Origin of the sequence: Actinoalloteichus sp. GBA129-24 (assembly GCF_001941645.1) — a bacterium.
Lineage (GTDB): Bacteria > Actinomycetota > Actinomycetes > Mycobacteriales > Pseudonocardiaceae > Actinoalloteichus_A > Actinoalloteichus_A fjordicus.
Window position 1 is genome coordinate 242,658 of the sequence record NZ_CP016077.1, and the last position, 12,514, is coordinate 255,171.

Sequence of the window (12,514 nt, forward strand, 5' to 3'; positions counted from 1 at the left end):
GGACCGCCCGCCCGTCCGATGCAGATCAGAACCACCCATTTTCTTGACTTGTTCCAGTTTAGGTGGTGGACTGTCGGTCGTATGGCTCCCACCACGGCACCCAGGCAGGGCCGCAACGCGGCTCCCGACCCGCGCGACGCACTGCGCGGCGTCGGTCTGCGGGTGACGGCTCCTCGGCTGGCGGTGCTCGAATGGCTGGCCCGGCATCCGCATTCGACCGCAGAGCAGGTCGCCACCGCTGCGCGATCTCGGCTCGGTGTGGTCTCCACCCAGGCTGTGTACGACGTGTTGCACGCCTGCACCGCTCACGGTCTGCTCCGGCGGATCGAGCCTGCGGGACACCCGGCCCGCTTCGAGACCCGCACGGGCGATAATCATCATCATCTGGTCTGCAGGCAGTGCGGACGCACTGCCGATGTCGACTGCGTACATGGTGACTCGCCATGCCTGGAGCCCTCGGACACGGCGGGTTTCGTCGTCGACGAGGCGGAAGTCGTCTTCTGGGGCCTGTGTGCCCCCTGCTCGGCCGGTTGACGGCCGGGCAGTCTCACCCGGAAGCGAACAAGGAGGTTGGGCGCGTGACCGACGCACGCTTCACCACGAACAACGTGGGCATCCCGGTGGCGAGTGATGATCACTCGCTGACCGCGGGCCCGAACGGCCCGATCCTGCTGCAGGATCACTACCTGATCGAGAAGAACGCCCAGTTCAACCGCGAGCGCGTGCCGGAGCGGGTCGTGCACGCCAAGGGCGGCGGCGCCTTCGGGTTCCTGGAGATCACCGAGGACGTCAGCCAGTACACCAAGGCCGCGCTCTTCCAGCCCGGCGTCAAGACCGAGGCCCTGACCAGGTTCTCGACCGTCGCCGGTGAGCTGGGCTCCCCGGACACCTGGCGTGACCCGCGCGGCTTCGCGATCAAGTTCTACACCAGCGAGGGCAACTACGACCTGGTCGGCAACAACACGCCGGTCTTCTTCATCCGGGACCCCATCAAGTTCCCCGACTTCATTCGCTCGCAGAAGCGGCGGGCCGACAACGGTCGTCGGGATCACGACCAGCAGTGGGACTTCTGGACCCTGCAGCCGGAGTCCGCGCACCAGGTGACCTGGCTGATGGGCGACCGGGGCATCCCCAAGACCTGGCGGCACCAGAACGGCTACGGCTCGCACACCTACCTGTGGGAGAACGCGGGCGGCGAGAAGTTCTGGGTCAAGTACCACTTCAAGACCGACCAGGGCATCGACTTCCTCACCTCCTCCGAGGCGGCCACGCTCGCGGGTGAGAACGCCGATCACCACATCGCCGACCTCTGGGACGCCATCGTCGCGGGCGATCACCCGAGCTGGACGCTGCACGTCCAGGTGATGCCGTACGAGGACGCCGCGGACTACCGGTTCAACCCCTTCGACCTGACCAAGGTGTGGCCGCACGGCGACTACCCGCTGATCAAGGTCGGTCGCCTCGTGCTGGACCGCAACCCGGAGAACTACTTCGCGCAGATCGAGCAGGGCGCGTTCGAGCCGACCAACCTGGTGCCGGGCATCGGACCGTCGCCGGACAAGATGCTGCTCGGCCGGATGTTCTCCTACCCGGACGCGCACCGCTACCGGATCGGGCCGAACTACGCCCAGCTGCCGGTAAACCAGGCCAAGTCCCCGGTGAACTCGTACGCCAAGGACGGCGCGATGCGCTACTCCAACCCGAGCGACCCGGTGTACGCGCCGAACTCCTACGGCGGACCGCACGCTGACGCGCAGAAGGCGGGCGAGACCAGCGCGGCGTTCGGCGTGACCGACGAGATCGTCCGGTCGGCCTACCGGCTGCACGCCGAGGACGACGACTTCGGTCAGGCAGGCACCATGGTCCGGTCCGTGCTCGACGACGACCAGCGGGCTCGCCTGGTGGCCAATGTCCAGGGCCACCTGAGCAACGGCGTCTCGAAGCCGGTGCTGGATCGGGCGCTGCAGTACTGGCGGAACGTCGACAAGGGGCTGGGCGACAAGATCGCCGCCGCCTTCGACGGAAGCTGACTTGACCCCCTCGATCCTGTGGGACCCCCAGCCGCAGGATCGAGGGACCTGAAGGACGGCGTACTGCCGTCCGGCGGCCCGGCGAGCTCCCCCCTCTCGCCGGGCCGCACCTTCCGTCTTCGTCACCCGCAGGACGGGCGAAACCCGGCGGCCGCCGATCTCTTCGAGCCCCGCACTCGCTTCGATCGGTGTCGGAACCGCAGGTCAGGGCTCGCGGGGCTCCCCGAAAGTGGTGGAAATCCCGACGCTCCGCGCGGGATCTTCACTCTTAACGGTGAAATCATGCCCATTCTTTAGGCTGAGTGAGATTCGCCATACGCTCTTCGTGTTCGAGTGCGGGAACGGCTCGGGCCGAGCGGCCACGCCGTCGCCGCGTCCGCGAGATCTTCGGCCCTCGCATCGCCTGCCGCCCGAGACCGATTGCCGACCTCGGCCCCGATTCAGGCCAGCGGCTGCAGGCCCGGCAGGTAGCCGGACTCCTTGCACCAGGGGCAGGGCCGCAGGTGATGGACGGTGCGGCCCACGTTGCCGAGCAGCGCCAATGCGGGCTCCACGATCTGGCCGCTCCCCTCGCAGCTCGGGCAGACGGTGGAGAGCTTGGGCCGCGGGTCCGGCAGGGTCGACTCGTAGTGCTCCTCGCTCACCCCTGCACAGTAGGCCCGGGTCTGCCCCAGCCCCAATCCTCGGGTGGGGCTGGCCGCCAGGACGTCGCCAGGCGATCCACGGCGAACATGAAGGGCATTGTCGCCGGGCGAGATCGGGCCCGAAGGCTTGACCTGCAGTGAGCTTGAGGTTTTAGGCTGTGGGGGTGAGCCGAACCGTGTCGATCGCCGTGGGCGATACGTCGAGTCCCGCACACCCCGCCGACCGGGCGCGACCGGCGTGACCATCCGGGTGGTGGGCATCGGCGGATCCATTCGCTCGGATTCGCAGTCGGAGCGCACCCTGAGCGCGGTCCTCGCGGGCGCCCGGCAGGCAGGCGCGGAGACGACCACCCTCGCCGGAGCCGACCTGGTGCTGCCCTTCTACGACCCCTCGGTGACCGACCGCACGGACAGCGCCCGACGGCTGGTGGACGTCCTGCGCAATGCGGACGGCGTGATCCTCGTGTCGCCGGGGTACCACGGCACGGTGTCGGGGCTGGTGAAGAACGCCCTCGACTACGTCGAGGACCTGCGTGGCGACGCACGACCGTATCTCGACGGCCGCGCCGTCGGCTGCGTCGGCACCGCACAGGGCTGGCAGGCGGCGGTCAGCACGCTGACGGCGCTGCGGTCGATCGTGCACGCGCTGCGCGGCTGGCCGACTCCGCTCGGCGCCGCCCTGCACGCGGGCGAGGTGCGGTTCGACGAGGACGGCGGCTGCACGGACGCCAAGACGGCGGGCACCCTGCACACCATCGGCGAACAGGTCGTCGACTTCGCCCGACGGCGCCACGGCTGACCGATCGGCGGCGCCTTGGCCGCGCAGGCAGGCTCCGCCTGGGACGGGCCCCGCGCGACCGGCGCGCGGGGCCCGGTACTGACTGGCGAGAGGGTGCTGCGGAGCGTGGTCGATGCAGGCCGAGCCGATGCGTCACGCCTACGCCGCGCCGTCGATGTCTGCCGTCGGCCTCTCGACGGCCTGACGAACGCATAATCGCGCGGCCGGACGGGTACCCCAGCTCCAGCGCAGGAGGCCGGTGGTCGGCCCGTGCGAGAAGGATCCTCGTCCAGCGTCGGGAGGCCGTCACGATGACCCCGCTGTACATCGCAGAAGCCGTGTCCATCGGACAGGGCAGGGACGGCGAGGTTCGGTCCTCGGACGGTGTGATCGACGAACGACTGGCCAGTCCGACCGAGCTGGGCGGCCCCGGCGGCGCCGCGACCAATCCGGAGCAGCTCTTCGCCGCGGGCTACTCCGCCTGTTTTCACAGCGCTCTGCGTGCGATGGCGGCCAAGTCCGGCACGCCGCTGCGAGCCAGCGAGGTGACGGCACGGGTGGGCATCGGCAAGGACGAAGCCGATGGTGGCTTCCAACTGTCCGTCACGCTGGAGGCGAAGCTGCCCGAACTCAGTCAGGCCCAGGCTGACGAGGTCGTCGAGGCCGCGCACAAGCTCTGCCCCTACTCGAAGGCAACGCGGGGCAACATCGACGTCACGGTGTCCGCCGTCGCCTGATCCAAGGCGGCAGACGTCCGTATCCATCGTGGGCATCGTGAACTCCACTGAATCCGTCACGAGAAGGTGTGAGGACCCAATGACCAAGAACTCGATCACCAGCCCGTTGACCAGCCCGCTCGGTGACGGTGAGCGTGACGTGACATGTCATGCCCTCCAGGCCACCCTGCTCGAGCTGATCGACCTGCATCTGCTGGCCAAGCAACTGCATTGGAACGTCGTGGGAGCGAACTTCCGCTCCGCGCATCTCCAGCTCGACAAACTCGTCTCGGTCGCGCGGGACTTCGCCGACGACGTCGCGGAGCGGATGTCGGCCCTGGCCGTGTCGCCGGACGGCCGGGCCGCCACGGTGGCCCAGGGCAGCGGGCTCCGCCATGTGCATGCGGGCTGGCGCAGCGTGGAACAGGTGGTCGGCGATGTCGTCGAGGCGCTCAGCGAGATCGTGCATCGCCTGCGCGCCCGCATCGACGAGACGGAGAAGACGGACCAGGTGACCCAGGATCTGCTCATTCAGATCACCGCGAAGCTGGAGAAGGCCCGGTGGATGTGGCAGACGCAGCAGCAGAAGTAGGCGCCAATCGAACGAACGACGAGCTTTCGGGCCGGACGCGATCGCGTCCGGCCCGAATCGTATGCGGGGCCGCCTGCCGGGCGTCGGCGTGTCCGACGTCTGCGGTGACGGTGTTCCGCAGTCCCGGCGGTGGGAGTCCGTCGGTGACGCCGTAGCCGCGTGACGGGATGCCCGCGCGGCGGCCGACTCAGTGCGGCCGACTCGGCCGACGACACGACCCCCGACCCGGCCCTGAGCAGCGGAGGCGCGGAGCGCCGTTCCCGTGCAGGCGCGGGGCACGGTTCGGCTGCACCCGCGATGCACCCCGTTCTGCCCCGACGTGCCGGGTACCGCCGTCCGTTCGGGCAGCCGAACCTGCCCTTTCCGGCGCCATGGCGGCAGGCCGCGCAGTCCTGATCACAGCACCCTTGACATGGCCGACTGGTCTAGTCCATTTTCGTGATGCGGATCACCTCCGCGTCCGGACTGCCTGTCAAGGAGACGACATGCGTACTCGGGTCCGAAGTCTCATCGCCTCGGCAGCGGGGGTCCTGCTCCTCCCCCTGGTCGGAGGCGGGCCTGCCGTGGCCGATCAGCCGACCATGCCCGGTGTCACGCAGGCCTGCGAGGCCCCCGCCTGGAACGCTGGCACGGTCTACGTGGCAGGCGACCTCGCCTCGCACGCCGGTTCGGAGTGGCGCGCCAAGTGGTGGACGCAGGGCGAGACGCCGGGAACCACGGGCGAGTGGGGCGTCTGGGAGAACCTCGGTCCCTGCGGAGATCCGGGCGACCCGGGCGACCCGGGCGATCCCGCCGATCCGGGGGCCATCGCGGTCGCGCCCTACCTCTACTACGGCTGGGGAAACCCGCCGAGCGCCGTCGAGGTGATGAACGCGACCGGCGTCGAATGGTTCACGATGGCCTTCATCCTGTCCTCGGGCAGCTGCACCCCGTCCTGGGACGGTCAGCGGCCGCTCACCGGCGGCATCGATGAACAGCGCATCAACGAGATCCGGGCGGCGGGCGGCGACGTCATCCCGTCCATCGGCGGGTGGAGCGGGAACAAGCTCGGCGAGTCCTGTCAGGACGCGACCTCGCTGGCCGCCGCCTATCAGCAGGTCATCGACGCCTTCGATCTTCAGGCGATCGATCTCGACATCGAGAACACCGAGTTCTACGGCGATGCGACGCAGCAGCGCAACATCGACGCACTGGCCATCATCGCCAGGGACAACCCGGATCTGCTGATCTACATCACCATGGGCACCGCCGTCTCCGGTCCGGACGCCAACGGCCTCCGGCTGATCCAGAAGGGCGCGGCGGCCGGGCTGGACGTCGACGGCTGGACGATCATGCCGTTCAACTTCAACGGCGGCACGGAGATGGGCCAGGACTCGATTCGCGCGGCCGAGGGCCTGCAGAACGCCGTCCGCGCCGCTTACGGATACTCCGAGACCGAGGCTTACCAGCGCATCGGCATCTCCTCGATGAACGGCACGACCGATCAGGGCGAGATCGTCACCCAACGACATTTCCGCGAGATGCTCGGCTACGCGCAGGAGCACGGACTGGCCCGGCTCACCTTCTGGTCGGTCAACCGCGACCGGCCCTGCACGGGTGGCGACGCCTCGGCATGCAGCGGAGTCCCGCAGCAGCCCTGGGAGTTCACCGGCATCCTCGCCGAATATCTCGACTGATCTCCTCCGGCCTTCGCTGATCCGGTCCTGCAGCCCGCATTGCTCGTCCTGTCGGGCGATGCGGGCTCGGCGGACCCGGCACGCCCGCCCCGCGTCCCTGCGCGCGCCAGGCGGGAGTGATTCCGGGTCGCTGCCTCGTCACCGTCGGATTCGACGGCGGTGACGAGGCAGCCACGCCTCGAGCGCTCGTCGCTCAGGCGACCGGAGAGGCCAGGCCGAGGGCCCGCCGGGCGAAGTGCACCTCGGCGACCCATTGCCGCAACGACTCCGCCACGACCAGCGATCCGTGGCCCGCATCGAAGCGGTACACCTCGTAGGGCACACCGCGCTGCGCCAGCCGGTCGAGGTAATTGTCGATCTGACGGATCGGGCAGCGCGGGTCGTTCTCGCCCGCCAGCACCAGCACCGGAGCGCGAACTGCGTCCACATAGGTCAGCGGCGAGCACTCCTGATACCGGTCGGGCACCTCGGTGGGTGACCCGCCGAACAGCGCCCGGTCGAAGGCGCGCAGCGGCTCCATCTCGTCCTCATAGGCCGCCAGGTAGTCGGCGACGGGGACTGCCGACACGCCTGCCGCCCAGCGCTCCGGCTGCGTGCCCAGCGCGAGCAGCGTGAGGTAGCCGCCCCAGGAACCGCCCTCCACCACGCACTTCTCCGGGTCGGCCAGCCCGGTGCGCACCGCCCAGTCGTGGACCGCCGCGACGTCCTCCAGCTCGGTGAGACCGGGCCTGCCCTCGATGGCGTCCCGCCACTCGGACCCGTACCCGGTCGAGCCCCGATAGTTCACGTGCACCACCGCGAACCCCGCGTCGACCCAGAGCGCCCGGTTCGCGGAGAACCGGTCCTCGTCCTCGGCGTGCGGCCCGCCGTGCAGGCTGAACAACGTCGGGAGCGGCCCGTCCGGCGCGTCGGCGGGGCGGGTCACCAGTGCGTGGATCTCGCCGCCGGGGCCGGGCACGAACGCGTCGGTCAAGGCCACCGACGGCGGCGCGGGCTCGCCGGGAGGTGTCAGGACCACCTGGTCGGTGCCGTCGGTGAACAACGCACGCACCACGGAGGGAGAGTGGGAGCTGGACCAGCCGTACTCGACCGTTCCGTCGGGGCGCACGGCAGCGGAGCCGACCGTGCCCGGTCGGGTGTTCAGCCGGGTCAGCGTCGCGTCGGCGATGTCGTAGCGGTACAACTCGCCGCGCGCCCGGTACTGATGTGAGATGAGCAGCGAGCGGCCGTCGGGGTACCAGTCCGCGGAGAGTTCGCCGGGCAGGTCCAGCCGCAGCTCCGACTCGGTGTCGGTGTCGAGATCCCAGATCAGCAGCTCGGGCCTGCCGCGCCGTTCGTGCGACACGAGCAGCCGCTGATCACCGGAGATCGGCGAGAACACGATCGCGTCCAGTCCCTTGCCCTCGCCGTCCCACTTCTCGGCCAGAACCGTGCTGTCGCCCGCCTCGGATCCGTCGCCCAGCCGCAGCACCCGCAGCGCCGGATGCCGGGAGTCGCCGTGCTCGGAATGCGAGATCGCGAGCAGCGTCTCGTCGTAGGACAGCGCGGCGGCACCTGCGTCGTGCTCGCTCTGGTAGACGACGGCCGCGCTGCCGCGGTCGCCCTGGACGCCTCGGCTCACCCAGATCGTGGTGCCGTCGTCGGTCGCCGTGGCGGAGGCGACCACGTCAGTTCCGATCTCCAAGCCTGCCGGGTAGCCGTCGTGCACCCCCGGCAAGGCCTGCTGCGCCTCCTCAGCGGGCGCCCGCCCGCTGAACGGTTCGACCATCCACTGGCCGAATTCGTCGCCGTCGGTGTCGGCGAACCACCAGATCGTCTCGCCGTCGGGACTCAGCGTGGCGTGGATCGTGCCGTTGGGACGGTCGGTCACCTGGCGATGGGTGTCCGTGGCTCGGTCCCAGGCATAGACCTCCCAGACACCACTGACGTTGGAGACGTACAGGTTCCGGTCGGGCGCCAGCCTGGCCCAGTCCGGTGTCGAGTTGCGTGCCGAGGTGAATCTGGCCCGCCATCGGGCCTCGGCCTCGGGGTCGGCGAAGAGCTGTTCGGGGATCTCGGCGTGGGGATGGGTGCTCACCACCCCGATACTGCCGGACTCGAAGCCGTCATCGGAGTCCGCCCGCGTGGATGATTGCCGCAGCGCTGGTCCGAGACGCGGTTTGAAGAAGGACACCGGCGGCAGGGGGAGACGGCCGTGCTCTGCGTGGCCAAGGCAGCATGCGGGAGAAGCGAGTACTCCGCCGTCGGATCGGCCCGACCCCCGCGAGAGGGACGCGACCATGGCATTCGCGCGGACCCGAGTTCGGTACCGTCGCACGAGTCGTCCACCTTCCGTGGCGGACGACCTCGGGCGGTCGACGAGCCGTCGTCGAGACCGGCGTGTCGTCCGATGTCGGCCACGCCGTCCCGGCGGGCCGTCGTCATGCCGCGCCGAGTCTCAGGAGGGAGCGCTTCCCGACCCGGCCCGCACGTTCGGTGCGGCACTCAGCCTTGAGCCGTCGTCACTCGACGACGATCGTCACCGAGGTCGTCTCGGCCCGATCCGCCCGTACCTCGTCGCTCGTGCCGCTCAGACCGTCATGGGCTGCCAGGGCGTCCGGATTCGTCTCGGAGTCGCACGTCGTCGAGAAGGTGTAGGCACCGGCGGGCAGCGTCCAGGTGAAGGCGCCCTCGTCGTCGGAGATGACGGCCATCTCCGGGATCTCGGTGGCGCCGTCCACGGCCGTCGGGACGATCAGGCACCCCGGCACCGCCGCGCCCGTCGTCGTCTCGACCCGGCCCTGGAAGGTCGCGGACGTGCGAACGCCCGAACCTGTGTCGGTGTCGGTGTCCGACACCGGCCGCGCCCCGGAGTCGGATCCCCCCGAACATGCCGCCGTGATCACGACGGTGAGCAGGACGAGGACGGCGCCGGCGAGCGGACGGCGATGCCGGGGCGCCATCACCGCACCCCGTCGATGAACTCGAACAGACTCTGAGTGATGCGAGTCCCCTTGTTGTAGTCGACCTGCGGTGTGCGGCCGTTGGAGTGAATGGCGATCGCGCTGAAGGCATCATTGTAGACCGGCGAGCCGCTCTGGCCGCCGACCGTGTCCACCGTGTAGTGGAGCTTGTTGCCGAGGGACTGTCGAATCGGTCCGCCGTGAAACCACATCGTGCCCGCGGGCTTGTCACCCGGATAGCCGCGAATCGTGATGTGGGTGCCGTCATAGGAATTCGACTGCCAGCGGAAGCCGAACCAGCCGGTGGTGTTGCCGATCGTGCAGTTCAGCTTGATGACGCCCCAGTCCTGGTTGGTGTTGCTGCTGTCGATCCAGGTCTGGTCCGTCCAGAGCTGAGTGCGTCCGCAGCTCCCGTACGGGAGTGAACTGCCGTTGCGGCCGGGAAACACCTGGACGTTCGTGTAGAAGTCGCCCGCGCTGCCGGTCCCGCCGGGATGGAGACAGTGACCTGCGGTCAGAACGGTGTCGGACGAGACGAGGAAGCCGCTGCAACCGCCACGTCCGGTCGCGGTGGTGTGTACGACGGCTCGGCTCGGGAAGGTCGTGGTGACGCTCACCTGAGACCGCTGATCAGGATCGAAGATCGACAGCGGCTGGCTCTCGCCCCCGCTCGACGCGGGTGGTGCGCCGTCGAAGGAGACGCCCGTCCCGGCGTCGGCGAGATCGCCGGTTCCGGTGAAGAAGGGGCGGTCTGCGGCCCATTCTGCACGGCGTGTCGGCAGATCGAGCGGACTCAGTACTCGGCCGTCGATCTGCTGTCCGACCGGTTGCGCGACACCGAATTCCGGTTTATTCGAATCGGCTTCCTCGGCGGCCAGAGCGGTGGTCGTCCCCGAGGTGAGTGCCACGGTCAGAGCCGTGCATAAGATCATCGACGCAGAACGAAGAGAACTCTTCATAGCCAGGTATCCCCCAATACTCGGCAGTGTGTGATGCAGCGTCCGATCGATCGGAATTCGAGGGACGTCCCCCTGCACCATTGATCAGAGTAGCGACGTCCGCCGGTCTGGACAAGGCCCGATCTTCTTATTCGACCGCGCTGTGGAGTCATCGGCGTGCGAATGGTTGATCGAGGCGGTACGGAAGGCGGATTCGGCGTGGCGAGCGTCGCACGCGCTTGATCGTGATCTGTCGTGATCAGAACCCTCGTGGACGTCTCTGCGCAGCGGCAGGTGTCTGATGAGTCGTCGACGTCGGCGAAGCCCGTGGTGCCGGGGGTTCGACACGGTCGCAGGGTGATGGGTCCGGCGGCTGTGATCGAGTGATGGTCGCCGTGATCGCGTTCGCGGTGATCAGCCGGTCGCTGCGACTGCTCCCGCCGCCGTCGTTCGAGGCCACGGTGCCGACAGCGCGACGTCGTCATCCGGGCCGTTCGGGCCGGTCGGGCAGCAGGCGGCGGATGCGAGCCGCAGGCACCCCGTGCGGGGTGAGACGAGCTCGGCCATCTCATCGCACCCCGCACGTCTTGGTCCGCTGCTCCGTGGTGTGGCGGCGTGTTCCGCCGCCTGCGGTTCAGGCCGCGTCGCAGGTCAGGTTCTTCTGGGGCATCGTGCCGTCGACGAGGTATTTCGTGGTGATGTTGAGTGCGCAGGGGTTGTCGCCGAGGACGTAGACGCCGTGGCCGCTTCCGTTGACGCTGACGAGTCGGGATCGGTCGCCGAACTTCTCGTCGAGGAGTTCGCCGCCGCGCAGCGGGGTGACCGGGTCGCGTTGGTTCTGCACGATGAGGACGTTGGTGGGGCCGTCGTCGTTGACTGCCACCGGCGGTTCGAGCGGTTCCTGCCAGTAGGCGCAGGGCGTGATGTTGGCGGCGGCCGCGCCGTAGAGCGGGTGCTGCTCGCGGTCTTCTGCGACGGCGCGCTGGTAGGTCTCGACGTCCTCGGGCCATTCGACGTCGTTGCAGGTCACCGCGAGGAAGACCGAGAAGTTGTTGTCATTCTCCGAGGTCGCCGCCGTGCCTGCCTGCAGACCGACCGCAGGCACGATCTCCTCGGCGTCGCGCAAAGCCTGCGCGGCCTGCGTCGCGTCACCGGATTCGAGCAGCGACTGCCAGGCCTGCGCCGTCGTGCCGTACGACGACTCGTCGTAGAGCGTGACGAAGGCGAAGAGCCGGAAGAAGCTGCCGTCCAGCCCGGGCATCGGGGTCTCGTCGAGTCGTTCGGCGAGGGTGAAGTAGGTCTCGCGGACCTCCTCGGGCGTGCTGCCCAGGCCGTAGCTGTCGTGCCGGGCGGCGGCCCAGTTCGCGAAGTCCGGGAACGTCTCCTCCATCCCCAGGGCGAATCGGCGCATGCCGTCGTGGTCGAGGTGGGTGTCGCCGATGTTGCTGTCGAGCACGACCCGGTCCGCAGTCGCCGGGAACATCGAGGCGTACGCCGCGCCCAGCGCGGTCCCGTAGGAGAACCCGAGGAAGCTGGCCTTCTCCTCGCCGAGCGCGGCCCGGATCTGGTCCAGGTCACGGGCCTTGTTCGCCGTCGACAGGTGCCGGAGTCGTCCTTCGTCGTCGTTCGCGGCGCACTGCTCGGCGACGCCCTGGGCGATCCTCGCCTGATCGACGACCGCCGCCTCGTCCACCGCATACGGCGGGATGTTGGCGTTGTACTCCTGATCGTCGGTGAAGCCGCAGCTCACCGGCGCCGAGTGCCCGATCCCTCTGGTGTCCATGCCGATCAGGTCGTAGCTGTCCATGACGCCGGCGGGCAGACCCTGAGAGGTGAGGAGCAGGGGCAGGTCCAGGCCGGACCCGCCGGGACCGCCGGGGTTCAGCAGCAGGACGCCGCGTCGCTTGTCCGGGTTCGCACTGGCCAGCCGGGAGATCGTGATCTCGATCTGCTCACCGTCGGGGTCGCTGTAGTCCAGGGGCACCGGCACGGTGGCGCACTGCAACTGCGCCAGATCGTCCGGAACATCCTCGGGACACGTACCCCACTGCAGCTGCGTCGTCCGCTCATCACCCGGCTCGGCGGCCACCGCAGGCACCCCGACCAACGTCCCGGTGAGTCCGAGCACGGCCAGCACGGTCGTTCCTCGGCCGACAGCACGTCTTCGATTCACGTGTTCACACTCCTGACAGTCGGTT

The 12,514-nt window shown here is 69.0% G+C and carries 11 protein-coding genes; 6 read left to right on the top strand and 5 right to left on the bottom strand.

All coding sequences use genetic code 11. From position 1 onward, the window contains the following. Positions 1-81: 81 nt before the first annotated feature. Both UA75_RS01085 and UA75_RS01090 read left to right on the top strand, forming a co-directional pair. Positions 82-534, top strand: a complete 453-nt coding sequence (locus tag UA75_RS01085) for a Fur family transcriptional regulator (RefSeq protein WP_075738086.1) — start codon at positions 82-84, stop codon at positions 532-534. Between the two features lie 44 nt (positions 535-578). Then, positions 579-2,030, top strand: a complete 1,452-nt coding sequence (locus UA75_RS01090) for a catalase (RefSeq protein WP_075743274.1) — start codon at positions 579-581, stop codon at positions 2,028-2,030. Between the two features lie 440 nt (positions 2,031-2,470). Here UA75_RS01090 and UA75_RS01095 read toward each other — a convergent pair whose 3' ends face one another. Then, on the bottom strand, positions 2,471-2,674 hold the full coding sequence (locus UA75_RS01095) for a hypothetical protein (RefSeq protein WP_157433929.1): 204 nt from the start codon (positions 2,672-2,674) through the stop codon (positions 2,471-2,473). Between the two features lie 238 nt (positions 2,675-2,912). Here UA75_RS01095 and UA75_RS01100 point away from each other — a divergent pair, with 238 nt between their 5' ends. The 4 genes from UA75_RS01100 to UA75_RS01115 all read left to right on the top strand — a co-directional run bounded on the left by UA75_RS01100 (position 2,913) and on the right by UA75_RS01115 (position 6,436). Next, positions 2,913-3,473 carry an NADPH-dependent FMN reductase gene (locus UA75_RS01100; protein ID WP_075738090.1) on the top strand — a complete coding sequence of 187 codons (561 nt, stop codon included), beginning with the start codon at positions 2,913-2,915 and terminating at the stop codon, positions 3,471-3,473. Positions 3,474-3,763: 290 nt separating this feature from the next. Continuing rightward, entirely contained in the window at positions 3,764-4,189 is a 426-nt protein-coding gene (locus tag UA75_RS01105; protein WP_075738092.1) for an organic hydroperoxide resistance protein, read from the top strand. A gap of 79 nt (positions 4,190-4,268) precedes the next feature. Then, complete coding sequence (locus UA75_RS01110) at positions 4,269-4,760, top strand: Dps family protein (protein ID WP_075738094.1); 492 nt, start codon at positions 4,269-4,271, stop codon at positions 4,758-4,760. A 485-nt stretch (positions 4,761-5,245) separates the two neighbouring features. Further along, entirely contained in the window at positions 5,246-6,436 is a 1,191-nt protein-coding gene (locus UA75_RS01115; RefSeq protein ID WP_075738096.1) for a carbohydrate-binding protein, read from the top strand. A gap of 193 nt (positions 6,437-6,629) precedes the next feature. On the opposite strand, the gene UA75_RS01120 is transcribed toward UA75_RS01115, so the two are convergent. The 4 genes from UA75_RS01120 to UA75_RS01135 all read right to left on the bottom strand — a co-directional run bounded on the left by UA75_RS01120 (position 6,630) and on the right by UA75_RS01135 (position 12,489). Beyond that, positions 6,630-8,513: a prolyl oligopeptidase family serine peptidase gene (locus UA75_RS01120; RefSeq protein WP_083683882.1), complete on the bottom strand. Its 1,884-nt coding sequence runs from the start codon at positions 8,511-8,513 to the stop codon at positions 6,630-6,632. 424 nt (positions 8,514-8,937) lie between these two features. Beyond that, positions 8,938-9,378: a hypothetical protein gene (locus tag UA75_RS01125; RefSeq protein ID WP_075738100.1), complete on the bottom strand. Its 441-nt coding sequence runs from the start codon at positions 9,376-9,378 to the stop codon at positions 8,938-8,940. Continuing rightward, positions 9,378-10,337: a trypsin-like serine peptidase gene (locus tag UA75_RS01130; RefSeq protein WP_198042896.1), complete on the bottom strand. Its 960-nt coding sequence runs from the start codon at positions 10,335-10,337 to the stop codon at positions 9,378-9,380. Before UA75_RS01130 ends, UA75_RS01125 begins: the two co-directional genes overlap by 1 nt. Positions 10,338-10,950: 613 nt before the next feature. Next, entirely contained in the window at positions 10,951-12,489 is a 1,539-nt protein-coding gene (locus UA75_RS01135; protein WP_075743275.1) for an alpha/beta hydrolase, read from the bottom strand. Between the last annotated feature and the right edge of the window lie 25 nt (positions 12,490-12,514).

Coding starts and splice junctions, on each gene's coding strand:
- UA75_RS01130 (WP_198042896.1), bottom strand. CDS start 10,337: ATGAAGAGTTCTCTTCGTTCTGCGTCGATGATCTTATGCACGGCTCTG.
- UA75_RS01085 (WP_075738086.1), top strand. CDS start 82: ATGGCTCCCACCACGGCACCCAGGCAGGGCCGCAACGCGGCTCCCGAC.
- UA75_RS01125 (WP_075738100.1), bottom strand. CDS start 9,378: ATGGCGCCCCGGCATCGCCGTCCGCTCGCCGGCGCCGTCCTCGTCCTG.
- UA75_RS01115 (WP_075738096.1), top strand. CDS start 5,246: ATGCGTACTCGGGTCCGAAGTCTCATCGCCTCGGCAGCGGGGGTCCTG.
- UA75_RS01105 (WP_075738092.1), top strand. CDS start 3,764: ATGACCCCGCTGTACATCGCAGAAGCCGTGTCCATCGGACAGGGCAGG.
- UA75_RS01110 (WP_075738094.1), top strand. CDS start 4,269: ATGACCAAGAACTCGATCACCAGCCCGTTGACCAGCCCGCTCGGTGAC.